Origin of the sequence: Stenotrophomonas cyclobalanopsidis (genome assembly GCF_008710035.1) — a bacterium.
Classification (GTDB): Bacteria; Pseudomonadota; Gammaproteobacteria; order Xanthomonadales; family Xanthomonadaceae; genus Stenotrophomonas; species Stenotrophomonas cyclobalanopsidis.
In genome coordinates this window covers 79869-98179 of record NZ_VYKI01000004.1, presented here as the reverse complement: position 1 = coordinate 98179, position 18311 = coordinate 79869, and the positions used below count along the sequence as shown (strand labels likewise).

Genomic DNA, 18311 nt, shown 5'->3' with positions numbered 1-18311 from the left:
CGATAACCCGGGAAGAGCCATGATTGTGTCGGAAAGCCGACACCGGGGAAAGCCGTCGCGCGACGATGGCGGCGCGATCGACGGCGTTTCCCCGATGGGGTTCAGCAATGTGGCGATGGCGTTCAGGCACGACCCGCCATCTCCCGCAGTTACTTCACCTTGGCGTAGGTGCCCTTCAGCGCCACGCCCGCCAGGATCGCGCCGGCGTAGCATTCGTAATTGGTCGCGCTCTTGAACTCGTTCTTCTTGTAATAGCTGACGATGTCGACCACGGCATTGGCGCCGCGCGACTTGGCGCCATCCTGCAGCGCGCGCAGCGCCGACAGGGCCACCCAGCGGCAGGCTTCCGCGTCGCTCTTGTTGGCGGCGTTGGTCTTCTTGTTGGTCACGTCCTCGCCCAGGCGCTGCTGCACGCTGACCGGCTGGCCGGCCAGGTAGAAACGCACGCTGCCGTCGATGCCGGCATCCTTGGCGGCCTGCGAGCTGATCAGCTCGTGCAGGGACTGCTCGACGCGGGTGTCGCGGGCCGAGGCGGTGGAGGTCAGGGCCAGCAGTGCGGTGGCCGTGGCGATCATCAGGGTACGACGCATCGAAACTTCTCCTTGTTCGGGGTGCGGGGTGGAGCGCGGTGTGGGGCGGTGGATCATTCGCTCCAGCGGCGGAACACCAGCGAGGTGTTGATGCCACCGAAGGCGAAATTGTTGCTCATCACGTACTCGGCCTGCAGTTCGCGGCCCTGTCCGGTGATGAAATCGAGCTGGCCGCAACGCGGGTCGACCTCGCCCAGGTTGAGGGTCGGGGCGAACCAGCCGGCGCGCATCATCTCGATGCTCATCCAGGCTTCGAACGCGCCGCAGGCCCCCAGCATGTGGCCGACGTAGCTCTTCAGCGAGCTGATCGGCATGCGGTTGCCGAAGACCTGGGCGGTGGCCTGGGTCTCGGCAATGTCACCGTGGTCGGTAGCGGTGCCGTGGGCGTTCACGTAGTCGATCTGCGACGGCTGCAGGCCAGCATCCTCCAGCGCCAGGCGCATGGCCTGGGCCATGGTGTCGGCGCTGGGCTGGGTGACGTGCTGGCCGTCGCTGTTGGTGCCGTAGCCGACGATCTCGGCGAGGATCGTCGCGCCGCGGGCCTGTGCGTGTTCCAGGTCTTCCAGGATCAGCGTGCATGCGCCCTCGCCCAGCACCAGGCCATCGCGGCCGGCATCGAACGGGCGCGGGGTGGTGTGCGGTGCATCGTTGCGCGTGCTGGTGGCGAACAGGGTGTCGAACACCGCCGCAGCGGTGGCGTCGAGCTGTTCGGCACCGCCGGCCACCATCACCGTCTGCTTGCCGCTGCGGATCGCTTCGTAGCCGGCGCCCACGCCCTGGCTGCCCGAGGTGCAGGCGCTGGAAGTGGTGTAGACCCGCCCGGACAGGCCGAAGAACACGCCGATGTTGACCGGCGCGGTGTGGCTCATCATCTTCAGGTAGGTGGTGGCGCTGATGCCGTCGGTGGTGAATTCGTGCAGCATGCGGCCGAATTCGCCGGTGGCTTCATGGCTGCCCGAGGACGAGCCGTAGGCCACGCCGGCACGGCCGCTGCGCAGCACCGGGTGCTCGAACAGGCCCGCTTCGCGCAGCGCCACTTCGGTGGCGCGCACCGACATGATGGCGACCTTGCCCATCGAGCGGGTGGTCTTGCGGTTGTAGTTAGGCGGCAGGTCGTAGTCCTGCGCCGGTGCAGCCAGCTTGGTGTTCAGGCCGGCGTAGACATCCCACTCGGGCATCGTGCGCACGGCATTGCGGCAGCTGCGCAGGTGCGCCTCGATGGTCGGCCAGTCATGGCCGAGCGGGCTGATGGCGGCGGCACCGGTGACCACCACGCGACGATCGGCAGCCATCAGATCATGCCCCCGTTCACCGAGATCACCTGGCGGGTGATGTAGCCGGCCGGCTCGGACAGCAGGAAGGCGACGGTGGCGGCCACTTCCTCCGGACGGCCGACGCGGCCGGCGGGGATCAGCTTCAGCGCATGGTCGACCACTTCGTCGTTCAGCATATCGGTCTCGATCAGGCCCGGGGCCACGCAGTTGACGGTGATCTGGCGGCTGGCCAGTTCCAGCGCCAGCGCCTTGGTGGCACCGATGATGCCGGCCTTGGCCGCACTGTAGTTGACCTGGCCGCGGTTGCCGGCCACGCCGGACACCGAGGACAGGGTGACGATGCGGCCCGGCTTGCGCCGCCGCACCATCGGCATGATCAGCGGGTGCAGCACGTTGTAGAAGCCATCCAGGTTGGTGTGGATGACCTGGTCCCAGTCGTCCTCGGACAGCGCCGGGAAGGCGCCATCACGGGCGATGCCGGCGTTGCAGACCACGCCGTAATAGGCGCCATGCGCTTCCACGTCCGCTTCCAGCGCCGCACGTGCGGCTGCACGGTCGGCCACGTCGAAGGCCAGCACGCGGGCCTGCTGGCCCAGTGCCTGGATCTCGGCCGCCACGGCCTGTGCTTCCTCTACGCGGCTGCGGCAATGCACCACCACGTCGAAGCCCTCGCGCGCGATACGCAGCGCAATGGCCCGGCCGATGCCCCGGCTGGCGCCGGTCACCAGCACGCTTCGATTCCCTGTCATGCCTGTCCACTCTCCAGATATGCCATCGAGTCGGCCGGTTCGAACACCGACACGTTGGCGACCGCCCATTCTTCATCGCCTGCCAGGATCCTGCAGGCGAACATCCCTAGCCCATTGTCACCCAACAGCTCGCAGCGCGCGTGTACGCGCAGCACACTGCCGCTGGGGAAGCTGCTGCGCGGACTGGTGTAGCGTCGGCTGCCGAGCAGGAAGCCCAGCTGCGGCGGGTTGCCGGCCACGCGTGCACGGCAGCCGGCCCAGGCCGCGATGGCCTGCGCCATGTACTCGATGCCGACCCAGGCCGGTACGCCGCCGTCGTCGATGAACAGCCCCGCAGCGGGCACCACCAGCTCGGCCTCGATGCTGTCCTGGTCCCAGCGCACGATGCGCTCCAGCAGGCACATGTCGTGGCGGTGCGGCACCACGTCTTCGATCGCGAACAGGGGCAGGCTCATGCGGCCACCGCCTGCAGGGCCAGCACGGCATTGCTGCCGCCGAAGGCGAAGGAATTGCTGAGCACGCGCCGCGGCGCCCGTTCCAGGCGCGCACCCGGGGCGACCAGCGGCAATGCCGGCAGTGCCGGATCCGCGCTGCCATCCCACCAGTGCGTCGGCAGCCGGTGACCGGGATTCTCGGCCAGCAGGATCCAGCACACGGCCGCCTCGATCGCACCGGAGGCGCCGAGGGTGTGGCCGGTCAGCGGCTTGGTTGAGCTGGCCGGCACCGTGGTGCCCAGCACCTGGGCCACGGCCACGCTTTCCATCGCATCGTTGTGGCTGGTGGCGGTGCCGTGCAGGTTCACGTAATCCACGTCGCCTGCATCCCAGCCGGCACGCTGCAGCGCCTGCTGCAGGGCGTCGATCGCGCCCAGGCCCTTCGGGTCGGGTGCGGACATGTGGTGGGCGTCGGCTGATTCGCCCCAGCCGGCCAGCTGCACCGGGCCGGCGTCGCGGGTCAGCAGGAACAGCGCCGCACCTTCGCCGATGTTGATGCCGCAGCGGTGCTGCGAGAAAGGGTTGCAGCGCAGCGCGGATACCGACTCGAGCGCGCTGAAGCCGGCCACGGTGAAGCGGCACAGCGAATCGGCGCCACCGGCGATGACCGCATCGACGATGCCGGCGCGCAGCATGCGCGCGGCCGACATCAGCGCCTTGGCGCTGGAAGAACAGGCGGTGGACAGCGTCCAGGCCGGGCCCAGCGCACCGCTGCGCTGGCGCACGAACTGCGCGGCGGTGCCCATTTCCTGCTGTGCGTAGTCGAAGCCCTGCGGCCACTCACCGGTCCCGGCGCGGGTGCGCAGGGCCTGCTCGGATTCACCGATGCCCGAGGTGCTGGTGCCCAGCACCACCGCCACGCGCGATGCACCGTAACGGGCGATGGCGGCCTGCACCGACGGCGCGATCTGCGCCAGGGCCGCGTCCAGCAGCGCGTTGTTGCGGCCGCGCAGGGCCACTGGCAGGTCGTCCAGCGCGGGCAGCGGCGTGCGCACTTCGCCCAGCGCCAGGGTCTGGCCCGGCAGCAGGGTGTCGTTGTCGCTGAGGCCGCCCGGTGCGTCGGCAAACAGGGCGGCGGCCACGGCCGCGCGGCCTTCACCGAGCGCGCAGACCACGCCGAGGTCGTTCAGGTAAATCGCTGCGGTCATTTATCCTGCCCGGCCATGTCGATCGATTCGATGCGCAGGGTGTAGCCCTCGGCGCGGTTGTCCAGCTGCACGCTGCCATCGTCCAAGCGCCGCAGCTGCAGCCACACCTGGCCATCGCGCGAGAGGTTGCGCTGGTGGCCGTCATCGACCACCTGCCAGCCGGCCGGCAGCGCGGCGGCAATCGCGGCGGTAGGCCACAGCGCGAACTGCAAGTCGTCGAGCACGCGCTCAGCACGCACCTGCGGCGGCAGCCACGGCGCACGCTGCTGGGTCAGCTGCTGGCCGTCCCACTGCAGGCGCACGCCGGTCTGGCCCATCGCCTGAACGGCCAGCTGCACCTGCTGCGCATCCGCTTCCAGCAGCGCATCGAGGTCTCGTTCATGGCTGCCGAAACGGAAATGCAGCTGCTGCTGCAGCGCCAGCGGCGCCGGCAGGCTGGCCGGCGACAGGCGCAGCGGCGGCAGTTCAACCAGCGGGCGCGGCATGCGGCTGGCACAGGCGGCCAGCAGCAGGCACAGCAGCACCGCGCCGAAGCGGACGATCAGGCGCTGCACAGTTGCTCCAGCACACGCATGCGACGACCGCTGGGGTCGGCCACGTAGGGGTTGTTGGTGTCCCAGGCGTAACCGGCCAGGATGGAGCTGATCATGTCGCGGATTTCCGGCTGCTGGTCGGGGTGGTAGATGATCTTCTGGAAACCGCCTTCGTACCAGCTTTCCACGAAGCGGCGGAAGGTCTTGACCCCCGCGCGCAGCGGAATGGAGAACTCGTTTTCCCAGTCCACGGCCTCACCGGCGTATCGGCGTTTCAGGCATTCGCTGGCCAGCTGTGCCGACTTGAAGGCGATGGTCACGCCGGAGGAGAACACCGGGTCGAGGAATTCACCGGCGTTGCCCAGCAGCGCGTAGCCCGGGCCCCACAGCGAGCTGACGTTGGCCGAATAGCCGGTGATGCGGCGCACCGGCAGCACGGCCCATTGGGCATTGGCCAGCAGGCCGGTCAGGTTCGGGTCCTCGCCGACGATGGCCTGCAGCTTCTGCAGGTCGTCACCCTCGTAGCGTTCGAAGAACGACGGTTCGGCCACCACGCCCAGCGAGCAGCAGCCGTTGGAGAACGGGATGGTCCAGTACCAGACGTCGATGTGCTCGGGGTGGGTGGTGATGAGGATCTTGTTGCGGTCGAAATCCGCTTCGGCCGGGATGTTGTCGCGCACGTGGCAGAAGATCGCACCGCGCACCGGGAAGTTGGACGGCGATTCCAGGTCCAGCAGGCGCGGCAGCAGGCGCGCGAAGCCGGAAGCATCGAGGATGAAGTCGGCTTCGATACGGTACTCGCTGCCATCGGGACGGCGCACGTTCACCGCCGGGTGCTCACCGGCTTCCACCGCCAGCACTTCATCGCCGAAGCGCAGGGTGGTGCCCATGCGCTCGGCACCGCGGGCCAGCACGTTGTCGAAGTCGGCGCGCTGCACCTGGTAGGTGGTGCCCCAGCCCGGCGAGAACTTCTGCCGGAAATCGAAGGCGGTGCGCTCATCCCCATGCACGAAGGCTGCACCGTTCTTGTACTGGAAACCCGCCTCCACCACGTCCTGCAGCAGGCCGGCCGCCTCGATGTACTCCATGCTCTGCGGCAGCAGGCTCTCGCCGATCGAGAAGCGCGGGAACTGCTGGCGTTCCAGCATCAGCACCTGGCGGCCCTGTTGGCGCAGCATCGCTGCGGCGACCGAGCCGGCCGGGCCGGCGCCGATGATCAGGATTTCAGTTTGCTCGACGTCGGTCGGTTGGGCATTTGCATCCACGGCAGTGTTCATCGGTGCGTCCTTGTTGCTCGATCAGGTGGAAAGGAAGGCTGCGCAGTACAGGGCGGTCAGGCCGCCGGCAGGTCGTGCGGCGGCGGACGGAACAGCGGCGAGATCAGCCAGACCAGGCCGATGCCGAACAGCAGGGTGAGGCCGAACGCGCGCAGCGCCGGGGTCTGCGACAGGCCCAGCAGGCCGAACGACAGCCAGGTGCTGGCTGCGCCCACGCACACCGCCAGCCAGGCACTGGCGTCGCCGCGGTGTTCGATCAGGAAGATGCCGTAGTCGATGCCCATGCCCAGCAGCAGCATCAGCGCCAGCACATTGAACAGCTGCAGCGGCTGGCCGAACAGGCCCAGCAGGCCCAGGGTGAGCGCACCGGCGATCAGGGTCGGGGCGAACACGCGCCAGGCCTGGCGGCGGTAACGCAGCCACAGCGCGCCGAACACCAGCGCGATGCCGACCAGCAGCAGCCCGCCCATCAGCTTGCGGTAGTGGCCCAGCAGCGTGGAGAAGTCGGCCGTGCGGTCCACCCAGCGCACGCCGGGCAGGCCCTCGGCCGCGCCCTGCAGGGTGGCCAGCGCGTCGGCGCGCGAGAGGTCATCGACCATCACCACGCTGACCATCTGCCCACCCACCGCGCCCACCCACAGGTGGCGGAACGGCTTGGAGGCCGGCGAGGCGAGGAAAGCTTCGGCGGTCAGCGGCGACGCCGCGAAGTCCGGCCGCGGCAACGGCTCGCCCACCGCTTCGGACACCGCCGACAGCACGCCCGGTTCCACCTTCGCGGTCAGTGCGGCATCGGCCTGCTGGCGCGCCGGCGACGGCAGCCAGTCACTGATCGCACGGTAGCCGCCGATGCGCTTGTCGCTGGCCAGCGCACGCAGGCGTCCGGTCAGCGCTTCTTCGCGTTCCAGCAGCTGGCCGGCGTTGGCGCCCTGCACCAGGTAGAACTGCGCCGGGCTCGGCATGCCCAGCAGCTGGCTGAGGCGGATCTGCTCGGCCATCAGCGCCGGCGGCGAGGACTGCAGGCTGCGCAGGTCGTCGTTGCTCTGCAGGCGCGCGATGCCGATGGCCGACAGCGCCAGCGTGGCGACGATGAACACGGTGACCGGGCGCGTGCCATGCAGGCGCGGGAACCGTTCCAGCGTGTTGCCCAGCCACTGCGAGAAGCGGGTCTGGCGGATCTCGCCACCGTCCAGCCACGGGAACCAGAAGATCACCGTGAGGAAGGCGCCGGCGAGGCCGACCACCGAGAACAGGGCCATCTGCCGCAGGCCCGGGAACGGGGCCAGGCCGAGGGCCAGGTAAGCCAGCGCACTGGTTACCAGGGCCAGCCACAGGCCCGGCAGCAGGTGCTTGAGCAGCTTCCAGCGGCGGTCGGCCGGCTCGGCCTGGCGCGACGCGAACCAGTGGATGCCGTAATCCTCGGCCACGCCGACCAGCGACGCGCCGAATACCAGGGTCAGCACGTGCACCTTGCCGAACACCAGCACGGTCACCGCGAGCGCCACGCCGCAGCCGATCAGCAGCGAGGCGGCCACCAGCAGGATCGGCCGCAGCGAACGGAACGCGAGCCAGACCAGCAGCAGCACCGCGGCCAGCGAGCCCCAGCCGATCGTGTTGATTTCCTGGTTGGCCTGCACGGCGGCCGCTTCGGCATGCAGCGGCACGCCGGCATGCAGGATCTCCAGATCCGCGGCGGCGGCCTTGGCGGCCTGGCCGGCACGCTCCAGCAGGCCATCGATATGGCGCTCGCCGTCGAGCTGGAAGGCCGAGCCGGGGGTATCGAACTGCAGCGCGGCCCAGTGCTTGCCCTCGGCTTCGAGCAGGCCATCATCGCCCAGGCGCAGGCCGGAGCCCTGGGCCTGCTGCTGCCACCATTGCGGCCACAGCGACAGCGGGTCCTGCCGCCAATCGGTCAGCCGCGGGGCGCCCATCGGACCGTACAGCGCGCCCAGCGCCTGTTCGGCCAACGCGCCCGGTTCGGCCTGCTGCAGCTGTTCGCGCTGGGCAGGGGTCAACAGGCGGTCGCGATACGGCGCGTAGAACGCGCGCGCTTCATCGAACCAGCCTTCGATCGAACCGCTGGGCACCAGCAGTCCGCTGTCGGTATCGCTGGCCATGGCCTTGGCGAAGGCGGCCTGCGCCTGTTTGGCGGCGGCGCCATCGGTACTGCCCAGCAACACCACCACCTGCCGCGAGCTGCCATCGGCGATGCGCCGGGTGACATCACTCAGCAGGCGGTCGTGCGCATCCTGCGGCAGCAGGGCGAGGATGTCGGTGTCGATCCGCGATTCCTGGCTCCACAGGCGCCACTGCTGCGCGCCCATCACCAGCAGCGCCAGCAGCCAGGCAATGCCCAGCCAGTGCCACCAGCGGCGCAGGCGCTCCGGCCCCTTCCCTGCGGTGTCAGTCGACATATCAGTCAAAACGGCGCGCCTCGTCGGCGGACAGGCTGGCCGGCGCTTCGGTCAGCGCGCTGAAATGGATCTGCGTGCGGTCCTGGTTGGCCTCCACGATCTCCACCTGGCGCACGTAGCGGTCGCCCTGCAGGGTCAGTGATTCGAAGGCCTTGGCCAGCATCGCCGACTTAGGGGTCAGCTTCAGCCGCCAGCCCTGCCCTTCGCGGCTGGCCTGCACGTTGAACTGGCTCGACAGCGCCTGCACGTCGCCACTCATCAGCGCGAACATGATGGCGTTGACCGAGCGCATCGCCGGCTGCTGGCGCGCATCCAGTTCGACGCGGGTGCTGCCATCACGCTGGCGGCTGAGGATGCGGTCGGCAGTGACCACCACTTCGGACGGGAATGGCTTGAGCGTGGTCCAGATCACGCCGTGCTGGCGTGCGACCACGAACTGGCCCTGCGAGCGCAGCGGGTTCTTGAAGCCGCTGACCTGCTTTTCCTGGCTGAACTGGCCACGCAGCACGTCGGGCCGCGCCACCGCCTGGGTGACCGCATCGACGGCGGCATCGGCAGCCTGCACCAGCGGCGCAGCGGCAAGCATCAGCGCGCACAGCAGCACGCGCAGGAGCACCATGCGAAGAGAAGGGATGAAGGGATTCACGGGGCAGGCACTCCAAGACGCTGCCACAGCACCGGCGGGCACTGGTACAGCATTTCCTTGCTGGTCGCGTCCACCGCGACCTGGATGGTCATCGCACGGGTCAGCACCTGGCCGCTTTCCGCATCCAGGATCTCGTATTCGATCTTCAGCCGGTTCTCCCATTCCACGATGCGCGAGACCACGCGCAGCGCCTGGTTGAACAGCAGCGGCCGCACGTACTTCACCCGTGCATCGACCACCGGCCACAGGTAGCCCGATTCGAGCATCTGCGGGTAGTCGTAGTCGTAGCGGCCGAGCAGCGCGCAGCGTGCGATCTCGAAGTACTTGAAGTAGTTGCCATGCCAGACCACGTTCATCGGGTCGCAGTCATGGAAGGCCGGGGACAGCGAGATCTCGCCGACCAGTTCGATTGCTTCATTCACCGACATACAGCTCCCAGCGTTGCGTGCGGATCTCCACCAGCAGTTCCCGCAGTTCGCGATCCAGCGCGCGGTCTTCTTCGACCAGGGCGATGCGCTGTCCCAGATCGGCGTACATGTCGGCCAGACTGCCATGCAGCTGCGCGTTCAGGCCAACCCGCTCGCGCAGGGCCAGGCCCTGGCGTGCGGCGATCAGCATCGCGGCCACCACCTGTTCAGTCAGTTCGATCACGCGCAGGCAGTCGCGCGCGGCGATGGTGCCCATGCTGACCTTGTCCTGGTTGTGGCATTCGGTCGAACGCGAGAACACGCTGGCCGGCATGGTCTGCTTCAGCGCCTCGGCGGCCCATGCCGAGACGCTGATCTGCAGCGCCTTCAGGCCATGGTTGATGGCCGCGCGCGGGCCGGTGGCCGCCGACAGGTTGGCCGGCAGGCCGTGGTTGTAGCGGGCATCGACCACCAGCGCCAGCTGCCGGTCGAGCAGATCGGCGACGTTGGCCACGGTGTTCTTCAACGTGTCCATCGCCAGTGCGATGTGGCCGCCGTAGAAGTGGCCCCCGTGCAGGATGCGCTCGCCGTCGGCATCGATCAGCGGGTTGTCGTTGGCGCTGTTCAGCTCGGTTTCGATCAGCTGGCGCAGGAACGGCAGGCTGTCTTCCAGCACGCCGATGACGTGCGGTGCGCAGCGCAGCGAGTAACGATCCTGCAGGCGCTGTTCGTTGCGCGGCGGGCGTTCGCTGTGCAGGTCGCTGCGCAGGCGCGCGGCGATGCGGCCCTGGCCCGGGTGCGGCTTGGCGGCGAACAGGGTTTCGTCGAAGTGGTGCGCGTTGCCATCACTGGACAGCACGTTGAACGCGGTCAGGCGGGTCGCCATGCGTGCCAGGTAGTCAGCGCGCTGCCAGGCCAGGCAGGCCAGGCCGGTCATCACCGCCGTGCCGTTCATGATGGCCAGGCCTTCCTTCGGCCGCAGCTTCAGCGGGACCATGCCGATCTTCGCCAGCACCGGGCCGGCCGGCTGCACCTGGCCTTCGAACAGCACCTCGCGCTCGCCACACAGCACGGCGGCGACGTAGGACAGCGGGGTGAGGTCACCACTGGCACCGACCGAGCCTTCGGCCGGGATCAACGGCAGCACGTCGTGCTGCAGCAGGGTGGCCAGGCCTTCCAGCAGCGGCACGCTGACGCCGGACATGCCGCGCACCAGCGAGGCCAGGCGCGCGGCCAGCACGGCGCGGGTCTCGGCCGGGTCCAGGTAACGGCCCAGGCCGCAGCCATGGTAGGTGTAGAGGTGGTGCGGCAGCTCGGCTACCAGCGCCGGCGGAATGTTCACCGTGCACGAATCGCCGTAGCCGGTGGTCACGCCATAGATCACGCCGTCCTCGCGCAGCAGGCGGTCGAGGAAATCGGCGCCGCGCTGGATATGCGCGCGAAAGGCCGGGGCCTCGCTCAGGGCGGCGTCGCACTGGCGCTGGGCCAGGGCAACCACGTCTTCGATGGTCAGCGGTGCATCGCCGAAACGGCACACGGGTACGGCGTCAATCGTCATGAGGAGCCTGGTCCCAGAAGGGGAAGAAATTGAACCAGTCCAGCGGGGACTGGATGACCTGGAGTTCAAGCCAGCGTGCGAAGCGCTGCGCCTGTTCGGCAAGTGCAGCGTCACGCGAACCACGCGGCAGCACCACGCGGTCGGCAAAGTGTTCGAAGGCCACGCGATAGCCATCGCCTTCGTGCAGGCAGGACATCGTGTAGACCGGGCACGCCAGCGCGGACGCCAGCACATAGGCACCGATCGGGAACGGCGCACGGTGGCCGAGGAAATCGGCCATCACGCTCCGCCCGCCCTGCACCGGCACGCGGTCGCCGACGATGGCCACGAAGCCACCGGAGGCGACCTTTTCGGCGAGCATCACCGCCGTGGCCGGACCCATCTCGGTGACCTGCACCAGCTCCACCGCAGCCAGCGGGTCCAGCCGCTGCAGCAGGCGGTTGAAGCGCTGCGCATGCGCGGTGTGCACCAGCACGGTGATGCGGAAGCCCGGCACCTGCTCGGCCAGCACCTGGCACAGTTCCAGGCAGCCGATGTGCGCGGTCAGGATCAGGCCGCCTTCGCGGCGCGCGATCTTGCCCAGCACCAGATCGCGCTGCAGGTGGATGCGCTCGGGCGGGTAACGGCCACCGAGGCCGAGGATCTTGTCCAGCATCGTGTCGGCGAAGCTGAAGAAATGGCGCAGGCTGTCACGCCAGCCCGGCGCATGGCCGAGCGCGCCGGCATGCGCCTGCAGCCGCTGCAGGTACTGCAGCGAGGCGCGGCGGCCCACCCGGTTGCCCAGCCAGTGGCAGACCACCACCGGCCACGCGCACAGGCGGAACGGCCAGCGCCCGAACCAGCGGTGCACCCAGCACAGGAACAGCACGCCGGCCACCGAGGTGGATTCGCCGATGTCGGCCCAGTGCGGTGCGTCGTGCGCGCGGCTCATCTCAACCCTGCCCCTGCACGCGGCGCCACAGCAGGCGCGGTGCGCGCGGCAGCATGCCGAAGAACAGGCGGGTGTGCATGCGGCTGATGCGCACATTGTCGCGCCACACATCGAAGTGCGAAACGCCGTCGGCCGGATAGGTCACGCGGGTGGCCAGGTGTTCCACCGGCACCTGCCGCCAGTACAGGCGCACCATCACTTCGGTATCGAAATCCATGCGCCGGCCGATGGTTTCCTGGCCGATCAGGCGCAGCACCGGCGGCAGCGGGTAGACCCGGAAGCCACACATGGTGTCGCGCAGGTGCAGCGACAGCGTATTGATCCACACCCAGATGTGGGTGGCGTAGCGACCGTACAGGCGCGCCTTCGGTACGCTGGCATCGTAGGCCGGAATGCCACAGATCACCGCGTCCGGGTGCGCGCGGGCGGCATCGATGAAACGCGGCAGGTCACCGGTGTCGTGCTGGCCGTCGGCGTCGATCTGCAGCACATGGGTATACCCGCGACGCTGCGCTTCAGCGAAACCGGCCAGCATCGCCCCGCCCTTGCCCTGGTTCACATCCAGCCGCAGCAGGTCGACGCCCGCCCGCTGTGCCAGTTCCCGCAGCACCCGCGCGCAGGAGGGCTGGGAGCCATCGTCGACCAGCAGGCAGGGCAGGCCGGCCGCCTGCACGCCGTCCACCACGGCGCCGATGGCATGCTCGTGGTCGTACACGGGAATGACCACCAGCGGCGCGAACGCGCCACCGGCCACCACGGCGTCAGTGCGCATCGGTCAGCACCACCTTGCCGCTGGCGTGCGTGCCATGCAGGGAGGTGTAGCGGAACGTCAGCGCGCCGCGCTGGGCATCCCAGTCCAGCTGCAGGGTCAGTTCGTCACCAGGGCGGGCCACGTGCTGGAACTTCACCGCCTCCATCCGCACGAAGCCGCGCGGCAGCGCGAAGGCCTGGCGGGCAAAGCGCACCGCCCAGTCCAGCTGGGCCACGCCAGGCAGGATCGCTGCCTGCGGGAAGTGCCCCTGGAACGCGCGCAGCGATGCATCCAGGGTGACACGCAGGGTTGCGGCCGTTGCGCCGCGACGGTCCCACTGCGGCACCGGCATCAGCGGCTGGAACAACGCCGACAGCGCGGCCTGGGTGACCTTGCCCTGCGCGTTGATCGGCATTGCCTCGACCAGCCGCCAGCGGCGCGGGCGGGTGACCGCATCGTGGCCCTGCGCCAGGCGGGCGCCAAGGCGCAGGCCGAAGGCACGGCGCGCAGCATCGCCGGCCGCTACCAGCGCTGGATCCGCCGGCACCACCACCGCCGCCAGCTGCTCGCGCTGGCCGGACAGCACCAGCACGCGCACGTCCTCTACTTCCGGGTCATCGCGCAGCGCGCGTTCCAGCGCATCCAGCGAGACCCGGCGTTCTTCGATCTTGACGATGCGGTCGGCGCGGCCAAGCAGGCGGAAGCGGCCATCGGCCAGCGCTTCCACGCGGTCCTGGGTGCGCCACCAGTCACTGCTGTCCAGGTGCGCCGAGGCCACCGCGAGGCAGCCGTCATCGATGCGCCACTGCACGCCCGGCAGCGGCTGCCACGGCGGCATGTCGGTCTCCCAGCGGCGCCAGGCGATGCCGCCGGTCTCGCTGCTGCCGTACACCTCGGTGGGGGCCACGCCCAACCACTGCCGCACCCGCCGCGCGGCCTCTTCCGGCAGCGGGCCGCCGGAGGAGAACACCGCACGCAGGCGGCCGTGCAGGCTGGCCCAGTCGAGCTGTTCGGGCAGGCGCTTCAGGTGTGCCGGGGTCGCCACCAGCACGCTGTCGGCGCCGCCCAGGGTGCCGACCAGGTCTTCATGGAAGAAACGCCGCGGCTGGATCTGGCGGCCCGCGGCCAGCGGCCACAGCACGCGGAACAGCAGGCCGTAGATGTGCTGGTGCGAGACCGTGCCGTGCACCTGCACGCCGTCGAGCTGCGCGCCGAAGGCGGCCTGCAGCGCATCGACTTCGCGCGCCAGCTGGTCCATGCGCTTGTTGATCGCGCTGGGCTGGCCGGTGCTGCCGGAGGTGAACACGCACAGTTCGCAGGCGCGCTCGTCCAGCACCTGCAGCACACCCTCGGCGGCCACGGCCGGCGTCAACGGGCGGTAGTCGGCCGAGACGTCGCCAGCGAAGCCACTGACCTGCGGCTGCAACGCCTGCAGGGTGGCCGGCAGGTTGTCAGCGGCGAGGAACACGCGCTTGCCGGCATGCCAGGCACCGAACAGGGCCGCAGCAAAGGCAATTGCATCGTCGAAATACAGCGCCCAGTCGCGGCCTTCGGCGGCGGCGAACGCATCGCGCCAGGCCAGCGCGCGCAGGCGGAAGGCCATGTGATCCAGGGCGACGCCTTCGCAGAGGCCGATGTCACGGCCGGGCTGCGCGTCGACCAGCAACCGGTCCAGGGCGATCCAGTCAGCCATGGGCATGGGCCGCCTTGACCCGACGCCGCACCAGCCATTCGCCTGCGAACAACAGTCCCATCATCACGTACGCCAACAATCCGTTGTAGAGCATCCAGACCCGGTCCGACGCGTACAGCGCGGTGAACAGGGCCAGGCCACCGTTGAGAACAAAAAAGCCGCACCACACCTGGGTGACGCGACGGGTATAGGCTACCGCGAAGTCCGGCAGGTCCGGCTCCTGCACGCGCGCCAGGCGCTCCACCAGCGGCGGGCCGAAACGCAGGCTGGTGGCGAACACCGCCAGCATCACCACGTTCACCAGCACCGGGTACAGCTTCAGCGGCAGGGCCTGGTTGAGCACGGTGGCCAGCCCGGCCAGCAGGCCGGCCCCGGCCGCGGCGGCCCACCACAGCGGTTGCCGGGTGCTCAGCGCACGCAGCAGGGCCAGGCCGAACAGCAGCAGCGACAGCCAGCGCGGCTCGAAGCGGCCCATGGCCACGTAGACCAGCACCGGATAGGCGAGCGAAAGCGCTGCCACCACGACCATGCGTGCACGTGCCATGGTCGGGATTCCCTGGCTGCGGTCAGGCGGCTGCCTGGCCAGGCAGCAGGCCATGCACGACATCGACGATGTCCTGCACGGTGCGCACGGCCTTGAAGGCTTCCGGCTGCAGGTTGCGGCCCAGCAGCGGCTTGAGCTGCACGATCAGGTCGACGGCATCGATGCTGTCGATGTCCAGGTCGTCATACAGGCGCGACTCCGGGCTGATCCGGGCAGGTTCGATCTCGAAGCTGTCGGTCAGGATGCGGACGATGCGCTCGAAGAGTTCATTCTTGGTCATGGCAGTTCCTGGCGCCTTACGACTGGCGGGCGGCGACGAACTCGCCGAGCGCGCGCACGCTGGAGAAATGGCGACGGGTTTCTTCCGAGTCGGCCGAGAGGCTGACACCGTACTTCTTCTGCAGGGCCAGGCCCAGTTCCAGGGCGTCGATCGAATCAAGGCCAAGGCCTTCCACGAACAGCGGCGCGGTCGGATCGATGTCCTCCGGCGTGATGTCCTCCAGCGAAAGCGAGGAAATGATCAATTCCTTGATCTCGTGCTCAAGTGCTTGCACGGGTCGGATCTCCAGACAGGTCGAAATAACGAGTGAGGTGGTCGGTGACGCGACGGGCCGCCAAGGCATCCCCCCTTGACGCGTCATCTTCGTCCAGGAAGGGCGCGATGGCGATATCTTCGCCGATCTGCAGCTGAACGTGAAAACGACGTGAGGGCACACGATACCACTTCTGGCCCTTGGTCAGCGTCGCCGGCGTGCAGCTGATACGCACCGGCGTGATGTCCAGCCGCCCACGCACGGCGATGTTGGCGGCACCGCGCTGCAGCCGCAGCGGCTGCCCCGGCACGGTGCGCGTCCCTTCCGGGAAAATGACCAGGGTGCCGCCGGCATGCACGGCCGCCACGCAGTCATCGACCAGGCCGGCGCCATCGTCATTGGCGATGTAGCCGGCGGCGCGGACCGGGCCGCGCATGAACGGGTTGCAGGCCACCGCGCGCTTGACCACGCAGTCGGCGTTGGGCAGCAGCGAGATCAGGCAGACCACGTCGATCAGGGTCGGGTGGTTGGCCAGCACCAGCAGGCCATCGCGCTGCAGGCGCTCGCGGCCCTCGACCTGCAGGGTCATCAGGCCCAGCCGGCACATCAGCCATACGTGGCTGGCAAACGCCACCTGCACCAGCCGCCGCGCCCGCCGCTGGCGCGCGACCGGGTCGCGCATCAACAGCAGGACCGGCATCACGAACACGCCCAGCAGCAGCCCGCCCACGCCGAACGCGGCGAAGCTCAGGCCGGTGCCGAATACCCGCCAGGCGTGGTCGAGACGGCGCAGGGCTTCAGCCATGGCGGCTCCAGCGCCAGCGCTGGCCCTGGGTCACGTGTTCCAGCGTGGGTGCCGACGACAGCAGGAAGCGGTGCAGGTCCAGCGCATGCGGCAGCAGGCCCGGTGCGGTGTTGCCCGCATCGGCGGCCGGTTCCCAGGCCAGGCGCAGGCCGGTGCCGGCCGCACCAGACGGCGCCAGGCGCCAGCACCAGGCGAAGAACGGGTCGGGTTCGTCGGCGAATTCGCTGAAAATGTCCGGCAACGGGGACTCATACATCACCACCCGCACTTCCTTGGCGCCATCGGCCAGCAGGCCGGCGGCCTCCAAGCAGGCGGCTTCCACGGTCGCCTGCCGAGCGGCCAGCGCCAGGTAGTTGCCACGATGGCCGCGGGCGATCGAATAGAGCGCGGCGATGGCGTTGTGCACCGACAGGCCGAAACCGGTGGGCGAGAGCGGTTCGGCGGCGATCAACGAGCCGAGCAGCTCCATCGAACGGGCCACGTCACCATGTCGGCTGGCAAACACCAGCGGCACGTCGCTGTCGGCGCCCTGCGCGTCTTCACACCAGCACGCGGCCTGGATGGCCATGCGGCCGAGGCGCTCGATGCGGCGGCGCTGCATGGCCGGCACTTCGGCCAACGACGGCGTGCCCTCGCCCTGCGGCAGGAACGGCGCGTCGGCCCATCCCATCCATTGGCTACGTTCTGTCAGTCCAGGCGCCCAGGCGGCCCAGTCGACAACGGAAAATTCGATCATTACCGGTGATGTTTGGATGGGCGGAAGACAGGCACGGGCCAACAGCTTGGCGACGCGCGGCGGCCCCCCATTCCTGCAGCCGTGCGTCCGTCCAGGACGTCGCCGGCAGCCCCCCTGGCGGCCGGAAAGGTGCGAACGCTAGCACGTCCCGCGCAGGGAATACATGTTTCACAAACCGAAACGGGGGCGGTCACCGGCCGCTCCCCGTTCACCTGCTTCAGTGGTAGCCGGCGTCGGCCCGCACCTTGCCGCGGAACACCCGGTACGACCAGGCGGTGTAGCCGAGGATGACCGGCAGCAGCACCACCAGGCCCACCAGGGTGAAGCCCAGCGAGGACGCCGGTGCCGCAGCCTGCCACAGCGTCATCGATGGCGGCAGCAGGTAGGGCCACATGCCCAGCACCAGGCCGGCGAAGCCGAGCACGAACAGCGCCAGGCTGAGCAGGAACGGCGGCAGGTCGCGGCGCGGGTGGGTGGCGCTGCGCCACAGCGCGGCGGCCACCGCCAGGGTCAACAGCGGCACCGGCGACAGCCACCAGAAGTTGCCGTCACTGAACCAGCGATCCATCAGCCGCGAATCGAGGAACGGCAGCCAGCTGGAAACAAGGCCCATCGCCGCGATCACCGCCACCACCAGCGGCCGGGTCATCTGCCGCGCCAGCGCCTGCACCCGGCCCTCGGTCTTCAGGATCAGCCAGGTGCTGCCCAGCAGCGCATAGCCGGCCACCAGCGCCGCACCGGTCAGCATCGCGAACGGGCTGAACCAGGTGAACGCGCCGCCGCTGAAGCGGCCATCAACCAGCGGAATGCCCTGCGCCAGCGTGCCCAGGATGACGCCCTGGGCGAAGGTCGCCAGCAGCGAGCCCAGGCCGAAGGCCACGCTCCACAGCCGGCGCGAGCGGTGCGCCTTGAAGCGGAATTCGAAGGCCACGCCACGGAACACCAGTGCCACCACCAGCAGCAGCACCGGCAGGTACAGCGCCGACAGCAGCACCGCATACGCCTTGGGAAACGCCGCCAGCAGGCCGGCACCGCCCAGCACCAGCCACGTCTCGTTGCCGTCCCAGATCGGCGCGGCGGTGTTCATCATCAGGTCCAACTGTTCCTCGTCCTCGGCGAACGGGGCGAGGATGCCGATGCCGAGCACGAAACCATCCAGCACCACGTACATCAGCACGCCGAAGCCGATCACCGCGAACCACGCCACCGGCAGCCAGGTCACCAGATCCAT

20 protein-coding genes are annotated in these 18311 nt (G+C 69.1%); all 20 read right to left on the bottom strand.

Annotation, left to right across the window (positions count from 1 at the left end; translation table 11 throughout):
• Window positions 1-149: 149 nt before the first annotated feature.
• The gene (locus tag FJU31_RS04930) at window positions 150-590 is read right to left on the bottom strand and encodes an excinuclease ATPase subunit (protein ID WP_150453740.1); all 441 of its coding nucleotides are present in this window, start codon (window positions 588-590) and stop codon (window positions 150-152) included.
• A 53-nt stretch (window positions 591-643) separates the two neighbouring features.
• Entirely contained in the window at window positions 644-1882 is a 1239-nt protein-coding gene (locus tag FJU31_RS04925; RefSeq protein ID WP_150453739.1) for a beta-ketoacyl-ACP synthase, read from the bottom strand.
• Window positions 1882-2613, bottom strand: a complete 732-nt coding sequence (locus FJU31_RS04920) for a 3-ketoacyl-ACP reductase FabG2 (RefSeq protein ID WP_150453738.1) — start codon at window positions 2611-2613, stop codon at window positions 1882-1884. The genes FJU31_RS04925 and FJU31_RS04920 overlap by 1 nt, the downstream gene beginning before the upstream one ends.
• Entirely contained in the window at window positions 2610-3068 is a 459-nt protein-coding gene (locus FJU31_RS04915) for a hotdog family protein (RefSeq protein ID WP_150453737.1), read from the bottom strand. Before FJU31_RS04915 ends, FJU31_RS04920 begins: the two co-directional genes overlap by 4 nt.
• Entirely contained in the window at window positions 3065-4255 is a 1191-nt protein-coding gene (locus FJU31_RS04910; protein WP_150453736.1) for a beta-ketoacyl-ACP synthase, read from the bottom strand. Before FJU31_RS04910 ends, FJU31_RS04915 begins: the two co-directional genes overlap by 4 nt.
• Window positions 4252-4809, bottom strand: a complete 558-nt coding sequence (locus FJU31_RS04905; protein ID WP_150453735.1) for a DUF3261 domain-containing protein — start codon at window positions 4807-4809, stop codon at window positions 4252-4254. Before FJU31_RS04905 ends, FJU31_RS04910 begins: the two co-directional genes overlap by 4 nt.
• Window positions 4797-6065, bottom strand: coding sequence for an NAD(P)/FAD-dependent oxidoreductase (locus tag FJU31_RS04900; protein ID WP_150453734.1), 1269 nt, complete (start codon window positions 6063-6065; stop codon window positions 4797-4799). The genes FJU31_RS04905 and FJU31_RS04900 overlap by 13 nt, the downstream gene beginning before the upstream one ends.
• Window positions 6066-6121: 56 nt before the next feature.
• Window positions 6122-8476: an MMPL family transporter gene (locus FJU31_RS04895; protein WP_150453733.1), complete on the bottom strand. Its 2355-nt coding sequence runs from the start codon at window positions 8474-8476 to the stop codon at window positions 6122-6124.
• A gap of 1 nt (window position 8477) precedes the next feature.
• Complete coding sequence (locus FJU31_RS04890) at window positions 8478-9095, bottom strand: outer membrane lipoprotein carrier protein LolA (protein ID WP_150453848.1); 618 nt, start codon at window positions 9093-9095, stop codon at window positions 8478-8480.
• 23 nt (window positions 9096-9118) lie between these two features.
• Entirely contained in the window at window positions 9119-9550 is a 432-nt protein-coding gene (locus tag FJU31_RS04885; protein WP_150453732.1) for an acyl-CoA thioesterase, read from the bottom strand.
• On the bottom strand, window positions 9537-11087 hold the full coding sequence (locus FJU31_RS04880; RefSeq protein ID WP_150453731.1) for an HAL/PAL/TAL family ammonia-lyase: 1551 nt from the start codon (window positions 11085-11087) through the stop codon (window positions 9537-9539). The genes FJU31_RS04885 and FJU31_RS04880 overlap by 14 nt, the downstream gene beginning before the upstream one ends.
• Window positions 11077-12018 carry a lysophospholipid acyltransferase family protein gene (locus FJU31_RS04875; protein ID WP_150453730.1) on the bottom strand — a complete coding sequence of 314 codons (942 nt, stop codon included), beginning with the start codon at window positions 12016-12018 and terminating at the stop codon, window positions 11077-11079. The genes FJU31_RS04880 and FJU31_RS04875 overlap by 11 nt, the downstream gene beginning before the upstream one ends.
• 1 nt (window position 12019) lies before the next feature.
• Complete coding sequence (locus FJU31_RS04870; RefSeq protein ID WP_150453729.1) at window positions 12020-12790, bottom strand: glycosyltransferase family 2 protein; 771 nt, start codon at window positions 12788-12790, stop codon at window positions 12020-12022.
• Window positions 12780-14462, bottom strand: coding sequence for an ApeI family dehydratase (locus FJU31_RS04865; protein ID WP_150453728.1), 1683 nt, complete (start codon window positions 14460-14462; stop codon window positions 12780-12782). The genes FJU31_RS04870 and FJU31_RS04865 overlap by 11 nt, the downstream gene beginning before the upstream one ends.
• The gene (locus FJU31_RS04860) at window positions 14455-15006 is read right to left on the bottom strand and encodes a COG4648 family protein (RefSeq protein WP_150453727.1); all 552 of its coding nucleotides are present in this window, start codon (window positions 15004-15006) and stop codon (window positions 14455-14457) included. Before FJU31_RS04860 ends, FJU31_RS04865 begins: the two co-directional genes overlap by 8 nt.
• 22 nt (window positions 15007-15028) lie before the next feature.
• Window positions 15029-15286: an acyl carrier protein gene (locus tag FJU31_RS04855; protein ID WP_025878014.1), complete on the bottom strand. Its 258-nt coding sequence runs from the start codon at window positions 15284-15286 to the stop codon at window positions 15029-15031.
• Window positions 15287-15302: 16 nt separating this feature from the next.
• On the bottom strand, window positions 15303-15560 hold the full coding sequence (locus FJU31_RS04850; protein ID WP_005411610.1) for a phosphopantetheine-binding protein: 258 nt from the start codon (window positions 15558-15560) through the stop codon (window positions 15303-15305).
• Window positions 15547-16344, bottom strand: a complete 798-nt coding sequence (locus FJU31_RS04845) for a lysophospholipid acyltransferase family protein (protein WP_150453726.1) — start codon at window positions 16342-16344, stop codon at window positions 15547-15549. The genes FJU31_RS04850 and FJU31_RS04845 overlap by 14 nt, the downstream gene beginning before the upstream one ends.
• Complete coding sequence (locus FJU31_RS04840; RefSeq protein WP_150453725.1) at window positions 16337-17080, bottom strand: beta-ketoacyl synthase chain length factor; 744 nt, start codon at window positions 17078-17080, stop codon at window positions 16337-16339. The genes FJU31_RS04845 and FJU31_RS04840 overlap by 8 nt, the downstream gene beginning before the upstream one ends.
• Window positions 17081-17297: 217 nt before the next feature.
• Entirely contained in the window at window positions 17298-18311 is a 1014-nt protein-coding gene (gene cydB, locus FJU31_RS04835) for a cytochrome d ubiquinol oxidase subunit II (protein ID WP_150453724.1), read from the bottom strand.